The organism is Arthrobacter sp. JUb119 (assembly GCF_024807995.1).
Lineage (GTDB): Bacteria > Actinomycetota > Actinomycetes > Actinomycetales > Micrococcaceae > Glutamicibacter.
This window is the reverse complement of record NZ_JANUFE010000002.1, coordinates 354273-376329: the sequence shown is the minus strand read 5'-3', so window position 1 is coordinate 376329 and position 22057 is coordinate 354273. Positions and strand designations below refer to the sequence as shown.

Below are 22057 nucleotides of genomic sequence, written 5' to 3'. Positions count from 1 at the left end.
CTAGAGGGTTTCCTGCAGTTCCTTGTTCTCGAGGGCTGCAACTGCTTGGAAGCCCAGTTCCAGATCGGCCAGAATATCCTTGATATTCTCCAGTCCAACGCTCAGCCGCACCAGTCCCGGGCTCACGCCGGCCGCAACCTGCTCAGCTTCGGAGAGCTGGGCGTGGGTGGTGGAGGCCGGGTGGATGACCAATGAGCGCACGTCGCCGATGTTCGCGACATTGGAGTGCAATACCAGTGCGTCCACGAAGGCCTGGCCGGCTTCCGAACCGCCCTCCAGTTCGAACGCGATGATCGAGCCGGCGCCCTGATCGCTGTACTTCTGCGCACGCTCATGCCAAGGCGAGGACTTCAGGCCTGCGTAGGCGACCTTCTGCACTTCCTCGCGGGCTTCGAGCCAGTTGGCAACTTCTACGGCATTCTGGCCGTGGCGTTCAATGCGCAGCGACAAGGTTTCCAGGCCCTGTGCGATCAAGAACGCGTTGAACGGCGCAACCGAGGAACCCAAATCGCGCAGCAACTGCACGCGGGCCTTGAGGATGTAGGCCAGATTGGCGCCCAGGATGCCGTTGACACCCAGGTCGCGGGCGAAGACCAGGCCGTTGTAGGACTCGTCCGGGGTGTTGAAGCCCGGGAAGCGGTCGGCGTCCTTGGCGAAGTCGAAGTTGCCCGAGTCCACGATGACACCGGCAATGGCACTGCCGTGTCCGCCGAGGAACTTGGTGGCTGAATGGATCACGATATCCGCGCCCCACTCGATCGGGCGGATCAAGTACGGGGTGGCCAGGGTGTTGTCCACCAGCAGCGGCACGCCAGCTTCGTGGGCGATCGCCGAGATGCCCTCGATGTCCAGGACGTCCTGTCGCGGATTGGAGATGGTTTCCCCGAAGAAGGCCTTGGTGTTCGGACGCACCGCGGCGCGCCAATCATCCAGGTTGTCCGGGTCGGAAACGAAGGTGACCTCGATGCCCAGGCGCTTGAGCGTGTGCTTGAGCAGGTTCTGGGTTCCGCCGTACAGGCTGGGGCTGGCCACCAGGTGGTCGCCGGCTTCGGCCAAATTCAAGATGGCGAAAGTGGTGGCAGCCTGTCCCGAGGAGAGCAGCAGTGCTCCAACGCCGCCCTCCAGGTCAGCGATGCGGGTTTCCACCGCGTCGGTGGTCGGGTTGCCGATACGGGTGTAGATCGGCTCCAGTTCCTGCAGCGCGAAACGTGCAGCAGCGCTCTGGGCGCTGGGGAAGACGAAAGAGGTGGTTTGGAAAATCGGGAGAGCCCGTGCCCCGGTCGTCGGATCCGGGGTCTGGCCGGAGTGGATCTGACGGGTTTCAAATGACCAGTTATTGCTCATGGTTTCCTCCAAATAGCGTTTCATGACTATGGGGGTACGCCACTGAAAAGACACCGACAGGAAGCACCATATCGTGACGACTTCCAGGGGTAACCCGCGCTTGTCCTTGATGCCTTGTGCGTTCAAGGGCCAGGTCTTCACCCGGGGCACCCCACCGCGGTTGGAGGGTTGCCGCCCAGTAAGCCGGGGCTTGTTACTGGGACTCATGACCTGGTACCAGTTTGCCCGAAAACCGAAGATCTTTGCAACGCAAGGGCTGGTGATTGGACTCAATCGGTCATATTTCGCGAATATTGCAGGTTCATCGCAGAGTATTCGATAGCATCACGGAACTTAGGTGTGCCTAAGTAGAGACTCGCATCACATGTTGTCATGATGGGCACATGATGAGGCTAGATCACGTAAGTTATGCATGCGGCCCGGACGGGCTGTTGCCAACCGCTGAAAGAATCTCCGAGTCCCTTGGACTGGAATTCGTCAAGGGCGGCGTGCATCCACGATTCGGAACACGCAATGTCATCTTCCCGCTCAAGCATGGCCAGTACCTGGAGGTGGTTGAAGTCCTGAACCACCCGGCCAGCGACAAGGCACCCTTCGGACAGGCGGTTCGCGCCCGTTCGGAGCTCGGCGGCGGCTGGATGGGCTGGTGCGTCTCGGTGGAGGATCTATCCAGTGCCGAGGACCGCTTGGGCCGCAAGTCGGTGCCGGGCAACCGGAAGTTCCCTGATGGCCGCGAACTGACCTGGCAGCAGATTGGCATCAAGGGCCTGATCGCCGATCCGCAGTGCCCGTACCTGATTTCCTGGGATGAAGGATCCGAGGAGCTGCATCCGTCCAAGGCGCTGGAACCTGCCGGCGCCATCAGCCAGATCTCCATCGCCGGCTCGCGTGAACGGGTGCTGGATTGGCTGGGCCAGCCGCAGAACGTCAATTTGGGCGCTGTCACCATGCAATATGAAGCGCCGAATGGCACTCCGGGCATCATGTCGGTTACCTTTGAGACCGAGTCCGGAACCGTGGTGCTGTAAACAGTTCCGCAGAGATCGCAAGTAGGCGGGGACAATGGCGTCCCCACCTACTTTCTTTTCCTTAAGGCCGGTCCAGCCGCTTCCCCAGGACCACGACGTGCTGATCTTCGAAGCCCAGTCGTTCATAGAAATCGATGACGGCAGAGTTCTCCCCGCGGACCATGAGCTGCACCTTGGGCACGCCGCGATCCCGCAGCCACAGGACAGCAGCATCCACCAGCGCCCTTCCCAGGCCGTTGCCCTGCCGGCACGGATCCACCGCAACATAGTAGAGCCAACCTCGGTGGCCATCATGGCCAACCATCGCAGTAGCCATGAGTTGATCGTTCTCAACGATGGACAGCACCGTGGAAGTAGGCTCGGCCAAAGCCCGTCGGGCGTCGGCGAGCGCATCATTCCACGGACGAGTCAGCCCAGTTGCTTCCCACAATTCAACTGCTTGGCGAAGGTCCTCCTCGCGCAGCACGGTAATCTGCATTGGCTCAGCTTACCGGCGCTACTGGCCGATTCCGATGGCCGGCCCGACCAAGGCGTATCCCACGAAGCCGATGGCATCGAGCAGGAAATGCGCGATGACCAGCGGCATCACCCGCCCGTACTTCTGGTATACCCAGCCGAAGACGACGCCCATGAGCATATTGCCGATCATCGGCCCCACCCCCTGGTACAGGTGGTAGCTGCCTCGGATCATCGCAGAACCAATAATGGTGCTCCACAGGCCCAGCTTCAATTTCTTGGCGTAGGTGAACAGGAATCCGAGCATCAGCACTTCTTCGAGGATTGCATGACGTGCAGCCGACAGCAGAAGCACTGGGACGCTCCACCAATAATCGCCAAGATTCGCTGCTGACAGTGCCGTGGTGACGCCCAGTGCCCGTCCAGCGGCATAGACGCCCAGCGTTCCCACTCCCATGGCCAAGAACATCCCCGCCCCGAGCAGTGCGTCCTTGCCCGGCTTGCGCATATCGAAACCGATGTCCCGGATAGTTCGTCCGGTCGTGCGCTTCATCAGGTAGAGCGCCAGCACGACGGGTACCAATGCAAAGAAGATGTCCAGCAGCTGGTAGGAGAAATCAAAGAACTCGCGGGTGCTCAGCGGGTTGTTCAAGGATGTAGTCTGCTCGCGCAGTGGCGCCCGGGTGACCTTATCGGCAAAGCTCAGCAGCGAGTAGACCGCGCTTTGTCCCAACGACAGGGCAAGAACCAAGACGATCTCGAATTTGAGGGTCTTGCGGGTTGCTGTCTGCTTAACTTGTTCAGCGTTCACGTTTCCGATCATAGGCTGATCTGGCTGTGCGCGTACTGAGCAGCCACGTGGCAAACCTGCGATAGCCTGAGGTTGAGACCACCAGCAAGCTGAACGAGAAGAGTGCGAGTGAGCCGTCCTGCCACCATTGGAGAACTGCAGATTGCCCGTCAGCTCTGCCCCGATCTTTCCTGGGAAGACGCGGCGGTGAACGAAGGCGGACAATTCCACAAGGTGGTCATTGGCAATCCGCAAGCGGTGATTCGCATGGCGCGCACGCCAGCGGCCACGGAACAGATGCCCCGTTCCGTCAAGCTGCTGTCTTTGCTGGAGGGCCAGCTCAACTACCAGATTCCGGTGGCGGTTTCCGAGATCCTGCACGTCGACGGACTCAGCTCCGTGGCCATGTCTTTCATCCCCGGCAGCGCCCATGAACCGCATTACGGGGATCCGAAGGTGCTGGGACAGCTGGTCAAGGATTTGGCCGAGCTGCCGCTGGAGCCGATCAGCGAGCATCTGGCCAAACCGTTTTCATTCCGTGGCGAATGGACCCAGGCCAGGCAGCAGCAATGCTTCGATGCGCTGCCCGAGGAACTGCGAGGGCCTGCTACCGAGCTCTGGGCCCAGCTCGATTTCCTGGCGCAGGTTCCTGCGGGCTTGGTTCATGGCGATTTGGCCGGCCACAACATGCATTGGATCGGCGAGAAACTGGTTGGCATCTTGGACTGGGACCTGGCCGCTGCGTGGGACCCGGCTTTGAACACCGCTTACCTGAGCCTGTGGCATGGGTTGGAAATGGCGGATTTGATTGCTCCCAGCGCCGAGGAAGCATACCGGGCCAAAATCTGGTTGGGCCTGATGAGTCTTGAACGGCTATCGGATACGCTCTCGCGCACCGACAACCCGAAGATGGGCAAGCTCATGCGCAAGATTGGTCCGCGCATCCTCACCGCCGCGCAGACGGTACGGAAGTGAGCTCCTCGCTAACCATTCATCCCGTCGCGACAGCATTCTCACCAACCAGAATCCGATATCGAACTGTAGCTTCCTAAGCGAGGAAAAATATGACCCTGAAAAACGCATTCGCTCTCATTGCCCTCGTAGGAACTTCAATGGCGTTCACAGGTTGCTCCCTCAGCGATTCCAGCAGTCCTCCTCCACCAGGTACAGATTCGATGATGCCGCTGCAAGACCATGAGCTGGCTGCCATCAGCACAGAAATTGATAGGAAAGACCAGAATATCTCCTTTGCTATTCCGCTCCGCGGCGGCAAATATACGGTAGTGCTCGAATGCTCGGGCGAAGACATGTCGTCCAGCATCGCATGGCAAAGCGATGAGAAACCTGACAAAGGAGAAATCAGCGTTCCCTGCACCCATGACGGCGCAAACGCCCGCGAAGAGATTTCTCTAAACGGCTACTCAAGTTCGCTCACTTTCGTCGCAAGACAGTTGCAAGGACACGAACTTACGGTATCAATTGCCTCAAACGCGACTTAGCACTTGATGATGATCCCTCCCGATGTCTTCGTCTATCAGGATTTAGCGAAACATTATTTTGTTCAAACGCGTTGAAAAAGCAAAATGCCCACCCGAGCACGATGCTCAGGTGGGCATTTCGGCGTATCGTCTCCGATGCGAGGAATATTTAGTTCAGTGCTGAGATGGCTGCATCGTAGTCCGGCTCGGTGGTGATCTCCGGGACGATCTGGTTGTAAACAACCTGGCCGTCTTCATCCAGGACAACAACCGAACGGGCCAGCAAGCCAGCCAGTGGACCGTCAACCTGGGTCACGCCATAGTCCGAACCGAAGTCGGAACGAAAGACCGAAGCAGCGGTAACGTTCTCGATGTCTTCGGCACCGCAGAAGCGTCCCAGTGCGAATGGCAAGTCAGCAGAAACGCACACCACGGTCGTGTTCTCCAGGCCGGCAGCCAATTCGTTGAAGCGACGCACGCTGGCAGCGCAAACGCCGGTATCAACCGACGGGAAGATGTTCAGGACAACGCGACGGCCAGCCAGCGATTCGCTGGTGACATCTGCAAGGCCGGTGTCGGTGAGAGTGAAAGCTGGAGCCTGCGAGCCAACGGCCGGCAGATCACCAATAGTCTGTACAGGGGTTCCCTTGAAAGCAGTATTAGCCATAGGTCTTGTTTATCATGAATGCCTAATCCGGAGCTATATTTTCTGCCTACTAGCGCAAACAAGTCGCTCACCTCTCGTTCCTATGCAAAACTGTGGACATGGGCCCCGACTACGATTCATACGCAGCGAAGATGCGTGCTCAGACCCTTGACGGCACTGATTTGGAAGTAGTCGCCCGTTTCACCGACATGCTCTGCCGCCGCAATTCACGAATTCTCGATATCGGTTGCGGGGTAGGCAACACCGTCAACGCCTTGCGCCGCTTGGGACACCGTGGCTACGGCATAGATCCCACACCCCAAGTGCTGGATGTAGCTGCAGAGCTATTCGACGGGAGCTGATTCCGGCAGCTATTGGCGAACCAGCTGGCCCTGGGCTCATTGGACGAGCATGACCTGCCAAGGACGTACGACGCCATATTGTTGACCGGTAATGTGCCTGCTTTCATTTCTCGCGATGAACTGCGAGGCATATTCAACTTAGCCGATCAGGTGCTCAGCGTCACGGGCGTACTCGTTGTCGGAACCACCCGCCATGCCAACGGCGGACCGGAAGACCAGGACGAACTCCGCGAAGGAACCTCGCTGCAGCTCGTGCAGCGATTCGCCGATTGCCATTTGGCTCCCTACCGTTCTGGCTCCCAATGGTCGGTGAGCGTGTACGCACGCACCGGTCAGCGTTCAGGATTCCAGAGCCCAGATGGAATATTCATTCTGCCCCCTAGCCTCGTGGCTATTTGCGAAACGCCGCCAGGTATTCAACAGTCGGCAAGCTTTTCAAGGCCTGGAATCGCTGCCTAAATGCGACCGCTGTTTCGTAGCCAACTGACTTCGCAAGGGAAGCTGCCGTTTCATCGGTTTCCACGAGCCGCCGGCAAGCCTCTTTTATTCTCCGATGTCATTGGGACAGTGGGCATCCCCATGCAGAACTGTGCTGAGCCAAGCGGGGAGAATTGCCCATGGCTCCGGGCACGAGACGCTAATTCCCCAGCGCTAGGAAGCTACCAGTCCGGGAAGGCACGGAGGCTTGCCTCGATCTCACCAGAAGCCGCCACCAGTCGTCGGGAATTGGGAGTAGCGGACCTGCGTGGCCAGCAGGGGCAGGCATTGAAGGCTTCTCATCGCTTCGATCTACCGGGCGGACAGAATGCAGAGTCCTAGTTTTGCTTACGGCTTGGACTGCTTCAATCCGCAGCACGGCCCGGGGCCGAAGAATCCTTGCGGCCGGATCCCTGCCGCCCCTATCCCCCTTCCCTGGGCGCGCGCGATCCAGACAAATTTTGGATGGGCTCTCACATAGCTCTAGATCGCTTTGCCGGCCCGATACACGCTGTGGGTCAAGTTCATCCCAGGACGGTACGCCAGATGCGCAGCAACTGGCGCGTCAAGAACATGCAGATCCGCACGCTTGCCGATCTCAATGGATCCCACTTGGTCGGCAACCCCCAGCGCGAGCGCCCCGCCGTAGGTTGCCGCCTCGATGGCTTCAGCCAGGGTCAGGTCCATTTGGAGCACAGCAGTAGCCACGCAGAAGTTCATGTTGCTCGTGTAGCTGGTACCCGGATTGCAGTTGCTTGCCAGTGCGATTCGCACGCCTGCATCGAGCAGTGCACGGCCCGGTGCCAACGGTTGCCGTGTCGACAGGTCGCAGGCGGGCAAGCAGGTGGCGACGGTGCCCGCAGTCCCTGTTCTTGTTCCCGTGTCCCAGCCAGCCCAGCTTCCGGCGAGCGCCTGGAGGTCCTGATCGTCCAGGTAATTCACGTGGTCTACCGAGTGGCTGCCGAACTCTACGGCCAGCTTCACGCCCGGCCCTGGACCCAGCTGGTTTCCGTGGACCTTGGTTGCCAGTCCCTTGTTCCTTGCGGCGTCCAGGACCCGGCGCGACTGTTCTTCGGTGAATGCGCCGCGTTCGCAGAAGACATCCACGAAGTCGATGTAGGCCGCCACGGCATCCAGCATCGGTCCGGTGACCAAATCGGTGTAGTCATCGGCATCCCATCCTGCCGGTACCAGGTGAGCGCCAAGGAAAGTCAGGGAATCGACCAGCGGCTTGCCCAGCACCGAATGCCGGATTTCTTCTTCCAGTGCTAGTCCGTAGCCGGTCTTGGTTTCCATCCAGGTGGTGCCCATCGCCAGAGCTTCACGGCGGCGATCAGCCACGAGGTCGGCCAGCTCCTTGTCCGAGAGCTGCCCGGTAGCCGAGGTGGTGACCGCGATGCCTCCAGCGGCATAGGACTGGCCTGCCATGCGGGCTACGAACTCCTCGGCGCGGTCGCCGCCGAAAATCAGGTGGCTGTGGGAATCAACCCAACCGGGCAGCACCGCACGGCCGCCCAAATTAATCTCGTGTCCCGCAGCAGGTGCATGCGCCATGTTGCCGATCCATGCAACCAGTCCGTCCTCGATCAGCACCGCCGCGTCTTCCAGCACGCGGCCCTTCGCGTCAACCGTAGTCAGCTGTCCAATGTTGGTAAGCAACAAGGTTGCCATGAGCGCTCCGCCTTCGTGGTATTTCCAATCCTTTAGCCAAGAGCCTACCCATGGCTCGTTGCCTATGGGGCAGAACAATAGGGTGCCCGTCTGGGATTTCAGACTGGCACCCTATTGTTCCCACTGCAGGCCAGGGTTACCCCTTGGTGGCACCTGCCAGCAATCCCCGCACGAAGAACCGTTGCAGGGCGAAGAAGACCGCCAGCGGAATGATCATCGAGATGAAAGCGCCTGCGGTGAGCAGCTCCCAGGATTGCCCGTAGGTACCCGAGAGGTCCTGGAGCGCTTTCGTGATCGGCAAGCCTCCACCCGAGGTGAAGACCGTCGCAACCAAGAGGTCATTCCACACCCAGAGGAACTGGAAGATTCCGAAGGAAGCAATAGCCGGCATCGACAGGGGCAGGACGATCTTCGAGAAGATCTTCCCGTGCCCGGCTCCGTCAACACGCGCAGCCTCGATGACCTCATCGGGGATTTCCGAAATGAAGTTGTGCAGCATGAAGATCGCCAACGGCAAGGCGAAGATCGTGTGGGCAATCCAGACCTTGGCGTAGGCGCCATCCAGCCCGTTGACTCCCAAGCCCGGCAGGATATACAGCCCACCGATCTTCACTCCGTCCGAGAACAGCTGGAGCAGCGGAACCAGCGCCATCTGGATCGGAACGATCTGCAGGGCGAAAATGAGAACGAAGAGCGTATTGCGCCCCTTGAAGTTGATCCACGCGAAAGCGTAGGCAGCCAAGCTGGCGACAAGGATCGGCACAATTGCCGCTGGAATGGTGATGACCAGCGAATTCAGGAACGCCTTGGACAGCGGAAGGCTGTCGCCGGAGGCAAAGGCCTGCGCATAGTTATCGAGCGTGAATGAAGGGTTGGACAGGGCCGTCCACCACCCCGAGGTCTTGATGTCATCAGCCTGCCTGAAGGAGGAGACAAACAGGCCGAAGGTGGGGATGGTCCACACCGCGGCAATGATGAACGCCGCAATGGTGGCTGCGCGGGAGGTGGTGGCTTTGCGCAGTTTCCCGCTGGTTTTCTCGGTAGCTGCCAAGAGGCGTCGAGAGGACTCGCTGACGGTGCTCATCGGATTCCCCTTTGCTTCTTATGCTGGCGGACGTTGTAGATGATGATCGGCAGTACCAGGATGAACAGGATGACGGCCAGGGCCGAGCTGTAGCCGGTGCGTGCCCCGAGCTGGAACTGGCGCACCATTTCGAATGCCAGCACCGTTGTATCCGAGCGTCCGCCGGTCATCGAAGAGACGATGTCGAAGACCTTGAGCGAGGCAATGGAAATGGTGGTCAATACGACGATGACGGTGGAGCGGATCCCCGGCAGAGTGACATTGGCGAAACGCTGCCATGGGCTGGCCCCGTCCAGGGAGGCTGCTTCGATTTGCTCTGCGGGCACGCCCTTGATGGCCGCGGACAGGATGACCATGGCGAATCCCGCCTGTGTCCAGATCAGGATGACCACCAGGAACAACGTGTTCCACGGTTCGAACCCGAGCCAGTCGACCGGGGTGGCCCCGAATGCCGTGATGATCGCGTTGAGCACGCCTATTTGCTCGCCCTGGCGGATGTCGTAGAAGAACTTGAAGATGATCGATGCGCCAACGAAGGAAATCGCCATGGGCATGAACACCAGCAGCTTGAAGAACTTCTCGCCACGGCTCTTGTCGATGAATACCGCGTAGGCCAATCCGATAATAGTGGAGACCACGGGCGCCACCAGAACCCACACCAGGGTATTGAGCAGGGCGGTCAGGCCATCGGGGCTGGTGAACACCCAGCGAAAATTCCCCAGGCCGACGAAGCCGGATCCGTCGTTGGCCATGAAGGCGCTGAGCGCGGTGCGGACCGTGGGGTAGATCAAGCCGATAGCGAGCAGCAGCATGGCCGGAGCCAGGAAACCGGAGAGCTGCAGCAGCGAGCCGGCGCCGGATCGCGAGCGCCGGTCCAGGAAAAACAGCACCGCGCCGAGCACCGCGGCCAGCGCGGCCACCCACATCACGGAGTTGTACAGGCCCAGGACCAGCAGGATCGCCACCGGGACCAAGACCGCGGCGGCAAAGCGCACGACGGCGAAAACCCGTCCGCCCTTGGTCGCTATCTCGACAAAGGCGAGGATCGCTGCGATCAGGACCGCGAAGGCGACCAGGATGATCGGCACTTGGGCTAGCGGCGGAACGCCAGCCAGCCACTGGAAGAATTCAGACATGCGCTCAGGCTCCTACAATCCCGCCAACGGCCGGGACTCCCGGCCGTTGGCGATGGGCCAGATGGCGATTAGGAGTCATAGCCGGACTGGATATTTTCAAGCACTTCCTTGGTCGGCTTGCCATCGATCCAGTCCACCAGGCCCTTCCAGAAGGAGTCGGAGCCGACGCTCTTGGGCATCAGATCAGACCCGTCGAAGCGGAAGGTGGTGTTCGGATCCTGCAGCAATTCAACAGCGGAGCGCAGCAGATCGCTGCTGGCGTTCTTCGGATCAAGCCCGGAGTTCGCCGAGATCACGCCGCCGAGTCCAACGCGGCTATTGGCCCAATCCGCGCTGGCCAGGTATTCCTGGACCTTGGCGGTATCCTCATCATTGGAGAAGGCGGCAACGAATTCACCGCCGCCTACAACAGATACGGGGTCATCGGCTTTGGCTGGCGGGGCAACGAAAGCCCAGACATCCCCGTCAGGCGCCACGGTAGCCTTCTCGCCATCGGCGTTCTTGGAATCCAGGACGTATCCTTCCAGGAAGGATGCCTGGTGGGTCAGCGGGCAGGTTCCCTTGGCCACGGCCGTGCCAACATCGCCGAAGGCGGTGGCGTTGATCGACTTCACGTCGCCATATCCGGCGTTGACTTGCTCCGGGTCCAGCAGGATCTTTCCAACGGAGTCGAAGGCGCTGGTGATTTCTGGCGAAGTGAATTCCAGATCTCCCGAAACCCACTTGTCGTAGGCTTCGGTTCCGGACTGGCGCAGGACCGCGTCTTCAATCCAGTCGGTGCCCGGCCATCCCGATGCCTCGCCCGAAGCGAATCCGGCACACCAGGCCGGTTCATTGGTCTGCTTCGAGATTTCGGTGCCCAGGGTGGTCATTTCATCCCAGGTTTCCGGGACGCTCAAGCCCCACTGCTCGAACTGCTTGGGCGAGTACCAGATGTAGCCTTTCACGCTGGCCATCAGCGGCACCCCGTACTGCACCCCATCGACCTTGCCGTAGTTCTGCCAGTCTTCGGACCAGTTGCTCTGCAGCTGGGACTGCACTGCCTCGGGAAGTTGCTGCACCTTGCCCTGGGCCACGGTGGCCTGCAGCAAGCCCGGTTGCGGGAAGACGGCCAGGTCCGGGGTGTCGCCGCCCTGGACCTTGATTCCGATTTGGGATTCGAAGTTCTTGTCGCCGGTGTAGCGGATCTTGATGCCGTTCTCCTCGGACCACTTGGCCCAGGATTCTTCCAGCAGTTCCGCTTCAATGCCGGTGACCGGACCGTAGATGTCGACGACTCCGTCGGCTTGGCCCACTTGCGCTTCGCCACCGCCGGAGGCGTTGGGGTCATTGGGGTCTGCTCCGCCCGAGCAACCGGCCAGGAGCAGGCCGATTGCTGCCACCGAGATAACCGGCGCGAACTTCAGCCCGCGTTTTGCTTTAGTCATGATGCCCTCCACGTTGGGTAATGCCCTGCCGGATGAGGCGGCCTGGCACGAGTGATCCCCTCAATAGTGACGCAGGTCATCGACGCGCGTCAACAGTTATGGGAGAACACCGTGGAGAAATTGGCGCGGGCAGGTCATTGCGGTGCCGGGCCCGAGCTGTCCCGGACCACCATCAGCGGCGCGACCAGTTGCTGCACCGGCGCTTGGGAGCGCCCCTCGATCTGCTGCACCAGGGCGTCCACCGCGGCATGGGAAATGGCCTCCCCCGGCGGGGCCACCGTGGTCAGCGCCGGGGCAACCATCTCGGCCGAACGGTCCCCGACCCCCAGTGCGATCACCGAGAGGTCATCGGGGATCCGCAACGCAGCCATGCCAGCGGCGTTGACAAATCCCGCGGTGGCGAACTCCTTGAGCGCCAGCACCGCAGTGGGTCGCGGGTGCAGTTCCAGGTAGGCATTCAGCGCCGCGCGGCCGCCGCGGGCGTTGTTTTCCACCGGCACTTCCTGCATCGCCATGCCCCGATCGCGCACGGCATCGCAGATGGCCCGGGCCGTGCGGATGGCCGGGCCGTTGCCGGCTTCCTGGTCTTCCACCGATACGTTGATGTACATGATGGATTGGTGGCCGAGGCTCGCCAAATAGTCCACCGCGATGCGCCCGGCCTGGGCAAAGTCATTATCGACATAGGACAGGTCCGCGCTGTCATCGGGACGGCCAATGGAGGCAAAGGCAATGCCCGCGCGCCGCAGGACATCAAAGCGCGGGTCATTGATCGACACTTCCATCAAGAGCACCCCGGCCACCAGCTTCTGTCCGACCAGGCTTTCCAATCCCATGGCATCGGTCATCGGGTTGGACCACAACAGCATGTGGTAGCCCAGCGCGCGGGCACGCTCCATGGCGGCGGTGACGTACTCGAACTCGGTGGAAGAATAGCCGTCCAGGCTGGTGGGAAAGTGCAGGGCAAGGATGCCCCGGCGCGATCCGGCCAGGCCCTGGGCAAAGGCATCCGGGGTGTAGTTCAACTCCCGCATGGCCGCCAGGACCCTGGCCTTGGTCGCCTCGGAAATGGTGCGCCGGCCGCTGATCACGTAGGACACGGTACTAGGAGATACGCCTGCCAAGCGCGCCACGTCGTTCCTGGTAGCCATGAGCCCACCGCCTTTGGTTATTCCAACTCGTCATCCCTATTGAAACACGGCGCCGGGCAATCCCCCTGGGTCAGCGGCTGGCGACGAATGCCTGCACGCAGGCCTCGATATCCTCAGCCGAATGCGCGGCAGAAAGCTGGACGCGGATGCGCGCGGCCCCCTTGGGCACTACCGGGAAGCTGAAGGCCGTGACGAAGACGCCCTGCTCCAGCATCTTGCCTGCGACCTCTGCGGCCTTGACCGCGTCGCCGAACATCACCGGAATGATGGCGTGCTCGCCGTCGAGCAATTCGAAGCCCTCTTCGGTCATGCGGCGGCGGAAGTGCGCAGCGTTCTCGAAGAGCTTCTCGCGCAGGTCCCCGGAGTCCACCACCAGGTCCAGCGCCTTCAACGTGGCAGCGACAATCGATGGAGCCAGCGAGTTGGAGAACAGGTACGGGCGGGCCTTCTGGCGCAGCATCGCGACAACCTCGCCGCGGCCGGACACGTAGCCGCCCGAGGCGCCGCCTAATGCCTTGCCGAAGGTGCCGGTGTAGATGTCCACGCGGTCCGAGACTCCTGCATGCTCCGGAGTGCCTGCCCCGGTGGCGCCCATGAAGCCCACAGCGTGGGAGTCATCGACCATGACCAGCGCGTTGTACTTGTCAGCCAGATCGCAGATGGCCTCCAAGGGAGCCAGGTAGCCGTCCATGGAGAAGACGCCATCGGTGACGATGATGGTGCGGCGGGCGCCCGCCCCGCCGTTGAGCTGCGCGGCAGCCTGCAGCTGGGTTTCCAGGTCGGCCATGTCCTGGTTGGCGTAGCGGAAGCGCGCGGCCTTGGACAAGCGGATGCCGTCGATGATCGAGGCGTGGTTCAGCGCATCGGAGATGATGGCGTCTTCCTTGCCGAACAGCGATTCGAACACGCCGCCGTTGGCATCGAAGCAGCTGGAGAACAAGATGGTGTCCTCGGTGCCCAGGAATTTAGAGAGCTTGGCTTCCAGTTCCAGGTGCAGGTCCTGGGTGCCGCAGATGAAGCGGACCGAGGCCATGCCGAAGCCGCGCTCATCCATGGCGGTCTTGGCCGCGTCGATGATCTGCTGGTTATCGGCCAGGCCCAGGTAGTTGTTGGCGCAGAAATTCAGCACTTTCCGTGCATCGTCGCCCAGCGAGCCGGCCATGATGGAGGCGGACTGGGCCGAGTCGATGTGGCGTTCTGCCTTGAACAGGCCGGAGGACTTCAGCTCGTCCAATTCGGCGGCAAGCTGGTCTTTGAGATCCGTGTACATTGCAAATGCTCCTTGTAGATGCGGGAAATTCTTAGCCTGAGAAAACGGTCCAGTCGAGCACGACCTTGCCGCCGTGCCCGCTGCGAGCAGCTTCGAAGCCCTGCTGCCATTCGGTGGCCGGCAGGAAGTCGGTAACCACCGAGGCGATGCGTTCGCGCATCACCTCCGAGGAGGTGAGCATGGCGCTCATGGCGTACCAGGTCTCGAACATTTCGCGGCCGTAGATGCCGCGCAGGGTCAGCATGTGGGTGACAACCTTGCCCCAGTTGATGTCGATCGAGGTGCTGGGCAAGCCGAGCATGGCGATCTTGCCGCCATGGTTCATGTTCTCGATCATTTCCGGCAGGGCGGTCTTGTGCCCGGACATTTCCATGCCGTAGTCGAAGCCTTCGACCATGCCCAGCTTCTGCTGCGCTTCCTTGATGCGGGTGGTCGCGACATTCACGGCCAGATCGATGCCCATGGACTGGGCCAGTTCCAGGCGCTGCTCGGAGACATCGGTGATGGCGATGTTGCGGGCGCCGACGTGGCGAGCCACTGCCGCGGCCATCAGGCCGATGGGTCCGGCACCGGTGATCAGCACGTCCTCGCCCACCATCGGGAACTGCAGTGCGGTGTGCACGGCATTGCCGAACGGGTCGAAGATGGCGCCGAGCAGTGGGGTGATGCGCTCATCGCGGTGGATGTAGACATTGCTTTCGGGGATCACCACGTATTCGGCGAATGCGCCGTCGCGCTGCACGCCTACCGAATCGACGTTGATGCACATCTGCTTGCGGCCGGCGCGGCAGTTGCGGCATAGGCCGCACACGACGTGGCCTTCACCCGAGACGCGGTCGCCGATCTTGACCCCGTGCACGAAGTCGCCGATTTCCACGACCTCGCCGTAGAACTCGTGGCCCGGAACCAGCGGGGTGTTGATCATGGCCTTGGCTGCATCGTCGTAGGCTTCGATGTGCAGGTCGGTGCCGCAGATTCCGGCGGTCATGACGCGGATCTTGACCTCGTGGGCGCCGGTCTCTGGTTCTGGGCGATCAACGAGTTCCAGCCCCGCGTGCGGGCCGGACTTGTACAGTGCTTTCATGCGGGTTCCTTTGGATTGGGCACCTGGGTGCGCGCAACACAGACATGGGGTCGCTTCAAGTGTCGCACCCGACAGCACGGTACAACACCTTAGAAGATCACTGATTTACTGATCCAACGATTTAGAATTTACTTCATGGAATTGCATCAGTTGAGGATTCTGCGTGAACTCGCGGATTTGGGCAGCGTCAACGCCGTGGCGAAGGCCCTTTTTGTCTCGCCCTCGGCGGTCTCGCAGCATTTGGCCCAACTGCAGCGCAATTTCCCTGTGCCACTGACACAGAAAGAGGGACGGCGGCTAGTACTCACCAGCCAAGGAAGGATCTTGGCACAAGCCAGCGCCCAGGTTGCTTCAACTCTCGCCGAGGCAGACTCCAAGATCAGGAACTATGAAGGCAACTTTGCCCAACCGGTACTCATCGCTGGATTTCATTCCATTGGCCAAACGATCTTCGCGCCGTTACTGAATTCCGGTGATGATGACCTGCCGCCCTTGCGTTTCTTTGATGAAGACGTTTCACAACAAGATTTTCCGGCCCTAACTTCTACATATGATCTGGTCCTCGCTCACCGAATGCCGCATACCGAGGCCTGGCCTGCCGACAGAGTTTCCGTAATCCCATTGGCCTTCGAACCCCTAGATATTGCTGTGCATCAAGATCATCCACTGGCACGGTTTGAAAGTCTCTCGCCAGCTCAAGTTATCGAAGAGCCTTGGGTGGTCTCCCGCCCAGGATTCTCGCCGGCTGATGTGCTCGATACCATCGCCGCGTTGTCGGGGTCGGCTCCTCGAATTGAGCATCGGGTCAACGACTACGGCACGGCAGCCGCACTGGTACGAGCCAGTCATTGCCTGGGAATTTTGCCTCGCTTCACTTCGCGGTCCATGCTGGGCAAGGATGTGACTTTACGACCAGTTTCAGGCTTGGAATCCGGTCGACAAATCGACATCCTGGTACGCGCCGAACACCTTCACAGACCGACAGTTATTCGAGTTATCGATGCCCTCAGAGAGACGGCGCGGAAGTTGGTGGCCGAAAATCTCTAGCGCCGGGTTAGTTCGCGTTGGAGGCCATTTCTTGGGAGGCTTTACCACTTTCCCGGACAGCTCCGAACAGCAAGGCGGCCAGCTCAACCTAGAGCGTTGAGCTGGCCGCTTTGCTGACCAATGATGTAAAAATACCGAGCCTTGGGCATTCCGCTTATTTGATGGCGCCAGCTGTCAGGCCTGCTTTCCAGAAGCGTTGCAGGAACAGGAATAGCAACAGCAACGGAATCACGGAAACCAGTGCTCCAACGACTACCAGCGACATTGGCACCTTGCCATTGGAAGCAAACCAAGCCACCAAACCCACTGTCACGGGCTGCAATGAGGAGTCATTGATGACCATTGCAGGCAACAGATAGTTATTCCAGATTTCTACAAAATTGATCAAGAAGATGGTCACCAGAGCGGGCGTCATCATGCGCACACCCACGCGGAAGAAGATCCCAACCTCACTTACCCCGTCAAGACGCGCTGCTTCAATTACTTCGTCAGGTACGGACTGCGCGGCGAAGACTCGCGAAAGGTATACACCGAAGGGGCTGACGATACTGGGCAGCAGGACAGCCAATGGATTATTGATCAATCCCAGCTCTGAAAACATGAGGTACAGGGGCAAAGTGAAAAGAATCTTGGGAATTAGTACCGCTGCTAGCACCACACTGAAAACTACTTCGCGTCCACGAAAGCGGTATTTGGCCATGGCATAGCCAGCCATCGATACCAGTAACGTCCCAACCAGGGCACCGATCCCGGCATAAAATACGGAATTCATAATCCACCGCAGGAAAATTCCGTCGCGTGCCGCCAACAACTCGGCGATGTTGTTCCCCAGGTGCATTCCGTTGAACCAAAAACCTGGAGCAGCAAACTGCTCGCCCATCGGTTTTGAAGCCGACACCAGTAACCACCATATTGGTGCTAGGAAATAAATCGCAAAGCATCCCAACACGATAGTGACAATCAGCCGACTCAACAACGTAGTTTCACGATTTGATTGAACCGGTTTCACGGATACGAGCTTTCCCAGTCTGGATTTAGCAATCGTCGAGCCCGTCTCAGACTGATTGCGGTCCTGCGCGGTAGAAGTACTTATTTTCGAATCTACATGGACGCTCATGAATCGGATCCTCGACGCGGGCGCTCCGTCGCCAGGTAGGGTAAAGGCTGAGCGGATCCAACCTCTCCCAGCGTACGTCACCTCTTTGAGACAAAGCGCGCCCAGATTCACGGCCTTTGAACTTTGTACATTGTGCGCCTAAAACCAAACACGTTCAAACACCAGCCGTGCCGTAGCTCTGACAGTCCGGTTACACCAAAGTTTCATTCTTCAGTCACCTTGATAGTATGGCTTCAAATGGTTAAACGTCTTTCTCCGGTCATCATGCCAACTGTCCTTATTATCGGGTTGGCCTCTTGCTCGTCGATGCCTGAGGTCGATTGGAATCAGTCACAAAACGAGGCAAGTATGTTCCTGGAGGCAGCCACGTCTGCAAAGGGATCCCTCGGTGGGGGCACCCTGCGCGTTGGCCAAGGTACTCCGGGAGATACTGATTCGGGCATCGTTCTCAACTATGACTCCGGCGCCCGGATCACGGGGATCCGCGTCAGTTGCTTCGGAGAGGGAACGCTTCGACTCGGATTCGCCACCCAGACTGGGTCCAGTTGGAGCGGCAACGATACTGTCGAAGTCATCTGCAATGGCGAGGAGAACAACGTATCGGTTTCAGAGATCCTGTCTACGGCACAGGTCGATGCGGTGCAATTCAACGGCATCCTCGGTGAGGGAACGGGTGGAGTCCTCGCCGTGGCTATCTCCGGGGTGGCGAACTAACGCCCGCTGCAGTTGCAAGTTCGGCATTCGAAATCTCCAAAGGCGAACTTACGGCGCTGATAGGCATGATTCTCAAGCAAGTACGCGCCGTTGCGTTCTCCAACCGTGACTGCGGCAGAAAAAAATTTGCCGTACCAGCAGGATGCCGAACCGGAGACAGCACGCGTCGCCGATCTGTCTCCATTTGACTGTATAGCTGGCCGACGGGCGAAACATGATTTCTACCTACATTTTTCCGCAGAGCATTGATCAATGGAAACTGTACGATCCGCCGTATAGCTGTATCAGACGCATAGTCGTCCGTCACTCCATAATGCTTGTGGCCAGCCGGCGCCAGTGCAGAAAGTCCGCATCCGAACAAATCCTCGGACTATCCAAGCCATAGATGCTGCCCGTGGCCCGATGAGGGCACAGGCAGCATCTTGGTTGTTGTCATCAAGTTAGCCGTTGAAGGTGTCCGGGTTTGGGCCGGTGCGTCCATCGCGATCAAGGGCATCAATGCTTGCCAGTTCGTCGCTGGTCAATTTGAAGCCGAACAAGTTCAAGTTGGCGATGATGCGTGATTCAGTCACAGACTTCGGGATGATCACCCGGCCCTGCTGCAGATGCCAGCGCAGGATGACCTGAGCCGCGGACACCTCATGTGCCCGAGCGATGCCCACGATGGTTTCGTCGGTGAGCATTGCACCCTGAGCCAGCGGGCTCCATGCTTCGGTGACGATACCGTGCTGCGCGTTAGCTGCAACGACTTCGCGGTTCTGCAAAGCTGGGTGGAGCTCCACCTGGTTCACGGCCGGAACGATGGTTCCTTCGGCGACCAGCTGCTCCAGGTGCTCAGGCTGGAAGTTGGAAACTCCGATGGCGCGGATCTTCTTCTCTGCATACAGCTTCTCCAGCGCCTTCCACGTCTCAACGTAGAGATTCTTTTCCGGGGCTGGCCAGTGAATCAAGTACAGGTCCAGGTAGTCCAGGCCCAAGCGCTCAAGACTTGCATCAAAGGCTTCCAGCGCCTGCTCGTAACCCATGTCCGCAATCCAGATCTTGGAGGTGATGAACAGGTCTTCTCGGGCGATGCCGGACTGGGCCAGTGCTGCGCCCACGCCTTCCTCATTGCCGTAGATGGCGGCGGTATCGATGCTGCGGTAGCCGGCCTTGAGCGCTGAACCCACTGCAGCAGTGGTCTCTTCGTTGGGAACCTGGAAGACTCCAAAACCTACCTGAGGCATATCAACGCCATTGTTCAGCGTGATGGTTGGAATGGGGGTAATCATGTCTAACTCCTAGAAATTGGTTGGGGACTGAACAGAACTGTGGATTAGCCAGCTGTAACCAGCTGGGGTGATGCTGCCGAAGACTTCTTGGCCAAGCCCATGGCCAGGAGAATAACGACCAATGCGACGAGGGTAATCAGTGCGCCGACCCAGATCGGCGAGGTGTAGCCCAAGCCTGCCGCAATGCCCAGGCCGCCGGCCCATGCGCCCAGCGCGTTGCCGACATTGAACGCACCGATATTAGCGCCGGATGCCAGGGTCGGTGCATTGCCGGCGTACTGCATGATGCGGCTTTGCAGACCGGGAACGGTTCCGAAGCCGAAGCCGCCCATCAGCAGCAAAGCGATAACGGTGGCGATCTGGTTGCTCGCGAAGAATCCGAAGAGGACAAGGACCACCAGCAGTGCCGAGATGAAGATGAGCAGAGTGCGGTCGATGCTCTTATCAGCCATGCGGCCACCGATCCAGTTGCCTGCGAACAGGCCGGCGCCGAAGAGCATCAGCAACCACGGAACGCTGGTCTCGTTGAATCCGGTGACCTCGGTCAGGGTGTAGGCGATGTAGGTGAAGGCGCCGAACATGCCACCGTAGCCAAGGACCGTGACACCTAGGGACAGCCAGACCTGCAGCGAGGTGAAGGCCCCGAGTTCTTTGCGCAGGGAGATGCCTTCGGCTGCGTGCTTGATGACTGGCACCAGCACGAGGATGCCGATCAGGGCGATAACGCCAATGCCGGAGATGGCCCAGAAAGTCGAGCGCCAGCCGGAATGCTGCCCTAGCAGGGTACCGAAGGGAACACCCAGTACGTTGGCCGCGGTCAGCCCGGTGAACATGATGGCAATGGCGCCAGCCTTCTTGTTGGCCGGGACCAGGTCGGCTGCCACGACCGCGCCGATGCCGAAGAAGGCACCGTGGCACAGGGCAGCAATGACGCGGCCGATCATGGCCACTTCGTACGTTGCTGCCATCGCGGTAAGCGAGTTGCCGATGATGAAAAGCACCAGCAAACCGACGAGCACCGGCTTGCGCGGCCAGCGGACGGTGACTGCGGTCAGGCCGAGGGCGCCGACCACCACGCTCAATGCGTATCCGGAAATGAGCCAGCCAGCTGCGGCCTCGCTGACGCCGAAGTCGACCGCCACATCCGGCAACAAGCCCATGATGACAAATTCGGTAAGCCCGATGCCGAAGGCACCGATGGCCAACGCAATAAGACCGAGCGGCATAGCGTTACTCCTGATAGACTAGATAAATTAGTTGCACACGCTTGTTATTGCGCGATGAACACTATCGTTGCACACGCAACTAACCAGCGCAAGCAAGTACTTTTGGAGGAACCGATGGGAATCGCAGATGATGCTGTCGAAATTCGGGCAAGAGGGTGGCGCACTTTGGCGTCGTTGCACGGATTAATCGATACTGCACTTGAAAAGGACCTGACGGCGCAAGTGGGGCTCTCTGTGGTCGAGTACACACTTCTGGATGCCCTGAATCGTCAGGATGGCTGGCATATGCGCATGGCGCAGCTGGCCCGCGCCACGGCCCTGAGCCCCAGCGCAACGACGCGACTGGTTACCAGGCTCGAAGACCGCAATCTGCTCTCGCGGGTGCTGTGCGCCGATGACCGCCGCGGCATTTACACCGAGCTCACTCCCACTGGCCACGAGCTATACCAGAAGGCCAAGCCCATTCACGATGCCACGCTGGAACGCGTGTTGAAGCAGGCAGAAGAGCAGCCCGAGCTGGCGCCGCTGGCCCGCATTCTCCACGAATTCTCTGCCGCGTAGCCAATTGCTGAATCCTTGGAAGGGACCGTCCTTGCTGCATCCGAAATTTTCCGCCGTGCTTTTCGATTGCGATGGCGTCCTGGTGGATTCCGAGTCCATCACCAATTCCGTGCTCCGCCAGATGCTCATCGAGCTGGGCTGGGCGATCAGCCCCGAGCAATGCATCGAGATCTTCATCGGCAAGGCGTTGAAAGACCAGTGGCAACCCATTCTCGACCAGACCGGATTCCGCATCGACGACCAGTGGATTAGCCAGTTCCGCGCACGCCGCGACGAAGCGCTGCGCTCGGAGCTGCAGCCGATCCCCGGAGCGCTGGAAGCAGTCAAGCAGATTTCCTCGGTCTACGGCCAGAACATTGCCTGCGCCACCGGCGCAGACCGGGCCAAGGTCGAAATGCAGCTGGCCCTGGCCGGGTTCACCGAGTACTTCGGAGACCGGGTCTTCAGCGGCATGGAATGCCCACGCAGCAAACCGGCACCGGATGTCTACCTGGCCGCAGCCGCGTCACTGGGCATTGACCCAGCTGGCGCACTGGTTATCGAGGACACTGCCACCGGGGTGGCTGCCGGGATCGCGGCCGGCGCGACGGTGTACGGCTATTCCAACGGCGGACCCACGAGCACTTCGCCCGAGCTGCTGCGCGCGGCCGGAGCAACCCATGTGTTCAGCAGCATGGACGCACTGCCCGGCATGGCTTCCGCAGCATAATTGACGGC

At 59.9% G+C, this 22057-nt stretch carries 23 protein-coding genes and 1 riboswitch; of the genes, 8 read left to right on the top strand and 15 right to left on the bottom strand.

All coding sequences use genetic code 11. From position 1 onward, the window contains the following. A complete protein-coding gene (locus M2368_RS07755) occupies positions 1-1344 on the bottom strand; it encodes a bifunctional o-acetylhomoserine/o-acetylserine sulfhydrylase (RefSeq protein WP_105657299.1) in 1344 nt (447 codons plus the stop codon). Positions 1345-1435: 91 nt separating this feature from the next. Then, positions 1436-1555: riboswitch (SAM riboswitch) on the bottom strand. A gap of 172 nt (positions 1556-1727) precedes the next feature. Between M2368_RS07755 and M2368_RS07750 the strand changes: the two genes are divergently transcribed. Beyond that, positions 1728-2372, top strand: a complete 645-nt coding sequence (locus M2368_RS07750) for a VOC family protein (protein ID WP_105657196.1) — start codon at positions 1728-1730, stop codon at positions 2370-2372. Between the two features lie 61 nt (positions 2373-2433). Here M2368_RS07750 and M2368_RS07745 read toward each other — a convergent pair whose 3' ends face one another. Together M2368_RS07745 and M2368_RS07740 are read right to left on the bottom strand one after the other, a co-directional pair. Further along, positions 2434-2850, bottom strand: coding sequence for a GNAT family acetyltransferase (locus tag M2368_RS07745; RefSeq protein ID WP_332502608.1), 417 nt, complete (start codon positions 2848-2850; stop codon positions 2434-2436). Positions 2851-2868: 18 nt separating this feature from the next. After that, on the bottom strand, positions 2869-3651 hold the full coding sequence (locus M2368_RS07740) for a CPBP family intramembrane glutamic endopeptidase (RefSeq protein ID WP_402696405.1): 783 nt from the start codon (positions 3649-3651) through the stop codon (positions 2869-2871). Positions 3652-3747: 96 nt separating this feature from the next. Here M2368_RS07740 and M2368_RS07735 point away from each other — a divergent pair, with 96 nt between their 5' ends. Together M2368_RS07735 and M2368_RS07730 are read left to right on the top strand one after the other, a co-directional pair. Continuing rightward, on the top strand, positions 3748-4593 hold the full coding sequence (locus M2368_RS07735; RefSeq protein ID WP_332502610.1) for a phosphotransferase family protein: 846 nt from the start codon (positions 3748-3750) through the stop codon (positions 4591-4593). Between the two features lie 89 nt (positions 4594-4682). Beyond that, on the top strand, positions 4683-5117 hold the full coding sequence (locus M2368_RS07730) for a hypothetical protein (protein WP_498724316.1): 435 nt from the start codon (positions 4683-4685) through the stop codon (positions 5115-5117). A 148-nt stretch (positions 5118-5265) separates the two neighbouring features. Here the strand turns inward: M2368_RS07730 and tpx are convergent, their stop codons facing one another. Next, the gene (gene tpx / locus M2368_RS07725; RefSeq protein ID WP_105657183.1) at positions 5266-5763 is read right to left on the bottom strand and encodes a thiol peroxidase; all 498 of its coding nucleotides are present in this window, start codon (positions 5761-5763) and stop codon (positions 5266-5268) included. 98 nt (positions 5764-5861) lie between these two features. On the opposite strand from tpx, the gene M2368_RS07720 reads away from it, so the two are divergent. Further along, the gene (locus M2368_RS07720; RefSeq protein ID WP_498724315.1) at positions 5862-6104 is read left to right on the top strand and encodes a class I SAM-dependent methyltransferase; all 243 of its coding nucleotides are present in this window, start codon (positions 5862-5864) and stop codon (positions 6102-6104) included. A 138-nt stretch (positions 6105-6242) separates the two neighbouring features. Here M2368_RS07720 and M2368_RS07715 read toward each other — a convergent pair whose 3' ends face one another. From M2368_RS07715 to tdh, 8 genes are all read right to left on the bottom strand, one after another. After that, on the bottom strand, positions 6243-6380 hold the full coding sequence (locus M2368_RS07715; protein WP_498724314.1) for a hypothetical protein: 138 nt from the start codon (positions 6378-6380) through the stop codon (positions 6243-6245). A gap of 684 nt (positions 6381-7064) precedes the next feature. After that, positions 7065-8252, bottom strand: coding sequence for an imidazolonepropionase (hutI, locus tag M2368_RS07710; RefSeq protein WP_498724313.1), 1188 nt, complete (start codon positions 8250-8252; stop codon positions 7065-7067). Positions 8253-8388: 136 nt separating this feature from the next. Then, complete coding sequence (locus M2368_RS07705; RefSeq protein ID WP_332498752.1) at positions 8389-9336, bottom strand: carbohydrate ABC transporter permease; 948 nt, start codon at positions 9334-9336, stop codon at positions 8389-8391. Next, complete coding sequence (locus M2368_RS07700; RefSeq protein ID WP_402696413.1) at positions 9333-10472, bottom strand: carbohydrate ABC transporter permease; 1140 nt, start codon at positions 10470-10472, stop codon at positions 9333-9335. Before M2368_RS07700 ends, M2368_RS07705 begins: the two co-directional genes overlap by 4 nt. A gap of 68 nt (positions 10473-10540) precedes the next feature. After that, positions 10541-11899 carry an ABC transporter substrate-binding protein gene (locus M2368_RS07695; RefSeq protein WP_105661765.1) on the bottom strand — a complete coding sequence of 453 codons (1359 nt, stop codon included), beginning with the start codon at positions 11897-11899 and terminating at the stop codon, positions 10541-10543. Between the two features lie 134 nt (positions 11900-12033). Continuing rightward, a complete protein-coding gene (locus M2368_RS07690) occupies positions 12034-13050 on the bottom strand; it encodes a LacI family DNA-binding transcriptional regulator (protein ID WP_388024054.1) in 1017 nt (338 codons plus the stop codon). Between the two features lie 70 nt (positions 13051-13120). Further along, entirely contained in the window at positions 13121-14320 is a 1200-nt protein-coding gene (locus M2368_RS07685; protein WP_105657176.1) for a glycine C-acetyltransferase, read from the bottom strand. Between the two features lie 31 nt (positions 14321-14351). Further along, positions 14352-15404: an L-threonine 3-dehydrogenase gene (gene tdh, locus M2368_RS07680; RefSeq protein WP_105657175.1), complete on the bottom strand. Its 1053-nt coding sequence runs from the start codon at positions 15402-15404 to the stop codon at positions 14352-14354. A gap of 135 nt (positions 15405-15539) precedes the next feature. On the opposite strand from tdh, the gene M2368_RS07675 reads away from it, so the two are divergent. Continuing rightward, a complete protein-coding gene (locus M2368_RS07675) occupies positions 15540-16451 on the top strand; it encodes a LysR family transcriptional regulator (protein ID WP_105657174.1) in 912 nt (303 codons plus the stop codon). A 154-nt stretch (positions 16452-16605) separates the two neighbouring features. Here M2368_RS07675 and M2368_RS07670 read toward each other — a convergent pair whose 3' ends face one another. Next, positions 16606-17568: a carbohydrate ABC transporter permease gene (locus M2368_RS07670; RefSeq protein ID WP_105661761.1), complete on the bottom strand. Its 963-nt coding sequence runs from the start codon at positions 17566-17568 to the stop codon at positions 16606-16608. Positions 17569-17805: 237 nt separating this feature from the next. Between M2368_RS07670 and M2368_RS07665 the strand changes: the two genes are divergently transcribed. Beyond that, a complete protein-coding gene (locus tag M2368_RS07665) occupies positions 17806-18282 on the top strand; it encodes a hypothetical protein (RefSeq protein WP_146112254.1) in 477 nt (158 codons plus the stop codon). A gap of 440 nt (positions 18283-18722) precedes the next feature. On the opposite strand, the gene M2368_RS07660 is transcribed toward M2368_RS07665, so the two are convergent. Then, on the bottom strand, positions 18723-19553 hold the full coding sequence (locus M2368_RS07660) for an aldo/keto reductase (RefSeq protein ID WP_498724312.1): 831 nt from the start codon (positions 19551-19553) through the stop codon (positions 18723-18725). A gap of 44 nt (positions 19554-19597) precedes the next feature. Further along, positions 19598-20779, bottom strand: a complete 1182-nt coding sequence (locus M2368_RS07655) for an MFS transporter (protein WP_498724311.1) — start codon at positions 20777-20779, stop codon at positions 19598-19600. A 114-nt stretch (positions 20780-20893) separates the two neighbouring features. Here M2368_RS07655 and M2368_RS07650 point away from each other — a divergent pair, with 114 nt between their 5' ends. Together M2368_RS07650 and M2368_RS07645 are read left to right on the top strand one after the other, a co-directional pair. Continuing rightward, on the top strand, positions 20894-21340 hold the full coding sequence (locus M2368_RS07650; protein WP_105657169.1) for a MarR family winged helix-turn-helix transcriptional regulator: 447 nt from the start codon (positions 20894-20896) through the stop codon (positions 21338-21340). A gap of 55 nt (positions 21341-21395) precedes the next feature. Further along, positions 21396-22049 (top strand): HAD family hydrolase, encoded by a 654-nt coding sequence (locus M2368_RS07645; RefSeq protein WP_498724310.1) that lies wholly within the window; start codon positions 21396-21398, stop codon positions 22047-22049. Positions 22050-22057 lie beyond the last annotated feature (8 nt).

Excerpts from the sequence above, each read along its gene's own strand:
- M2368_RS07755 (WP_105657299.1), bottom strand. The coding sequence starts at position 1,344 with ATGAGCAATAACTGGTCATTTGAAACCCGTCAGATCCACTCCGGCCAG.
- M2368_RS07750 (WP_105657196.1), top strand. The coding sequence starts at position 1,728 with ATGATGAGGCTAGATCACGTAAGTTATGCATGCGGCCCGGACGGGCTG.
- M2368_RS07745 (WP_332502608.1), bottom strand. The coding sequence starts at position 2,850 with ATGCAGATTACCGTGCTGCGCGAGGAGGACCTTCGCCAAGCAGTTGAA.
- M2368_RS07740 (WP_402696405.1), bottom strand. The coding sequence starts at position 3,651 with ATGATCGGAAACGTGAACGCTGAACAAGTTAAGCAGACAGCAACCCGC.
- M2368_RS07730 (WP_498724316.1), top strand. The coding sequence starts at position 4,683 with ATGACCCTGAAAAACGCATTCGCTCTCATTGCCCTCGTAGGAACTTCA.
- tpx (WP_105657183.1), bottom strand. The coding sequence starts at position 5,763 with ATGGCTAATACTGCTTTCAAGGGAACCCCTGTACAGACTATTGGTGAT.
- M2368_RS07720 (WP_498724315.1), top strand. The coding sequence starts at position 5,862 with ATGGGCCCCGACTACGATTCATACGCAGCGAAGATGCGTGCTCAGACC.
- M2368_RS07715 (WP_498724314.1), bottom strand. The coding sequence starts at position 6,380 with ATGGCAATCGGCGAATCGCTGCACGAGCTGCAGCGAGGTTCCTTCGCG.
- hutI (WP_498724313.1), bottom strand. The coding sequence starts at position 8,252 with ATGGCAACCTTGTTGCTTACCAACATTGGACAGCTGACTACGGTTGAC.
- M2368_RS07705 (WP_332498752.1), bottom strand. The coding sequence starts at position 9,336 with ATGAGCACCGTCAGCGAGTCCTCTCGACGCCTCTTGGCAGCTACCGAG.
- M2368_RS07700 (WP_402696413.1), bottom strand. The coding sequence starts at position 10,472 with ATGTCTGAATTCTTCCAGTGGCTGGCTGGCGTTCCGCCGCTAGCCCAA.
- M2368_RS07695 (WP_105661765.1), bottom strand. The coding sequence starts at position 11,899 with ATGACTAAAGCAAAACGCGGGCTGAAGTTCGCGCCGGTTATCTCGGTG.
- M2368_RS07690 (WP_388024054.1), bottom strand. The coding sequence starts at position 13,050 with ATGGCTACCAGGAACGACGTGGCGCGCTTGGCAGGCGTATCTCCTAGT.
- M2368_RS07685 (WP_105657176.1), bottom strand. The coding sequence starts at position 14,320 with ATGTACACGGATCTCAAAGACCAGCTTGCCGCCGAATTGGACGAGCTG.
- tdh (WP_105657175.1), bottom strand. The coding sequence starts at position 15,404 with ATGAAAGCACTGTACAAGTCCGGCCCGCACGCGGGGCTGGAACTCGTT.
- M2368_RS07675 (WP_105657174.1), top strand. The coding sequence starts at position 15,540 with ATGGAATTGCATCAGTTGAGGATTCTGCGTGAACTCGCGGATTTGGGC.
- M2368_RS07670 (WP_105661761.1), bottom strand. The coding sequence starts at position 17,568 with ATGAGCGTCCATGTAGATTCGAAAATAAGTACTTCTACCGCGCAGGAC.
- M2368_RS07665 (WP_146112254.1), top strand. The coding sequence starts at position 17,806 with ATGGTTAAACGTCTTTCTCCGGTCATCATGCCAACTGTCCTTATTATC.
- M2368_RS07660 (WP_498724312.1), bottom strand. The coding sequence starts at position 19,553 with ATGATTACCCCCATTCCAACCATCACGCTGAACAATGGCGTTGATATG.
- M2368_RS07655 (WP_498724311.1), bottom strand. The coding sequence starts at position 20,779 with ATGCCGCTCGGTCTTATTGCGTTGGCCATCGGTGCCTTCGGCATCGGG.
- M2368_RS07650 (WP_105657169.1), top strand. The coding sequence starts at position 20,894 with ATGGGAATCGCAGATGATGCTGTCGAAATTCGGGCAAGAGGGTGGCGC.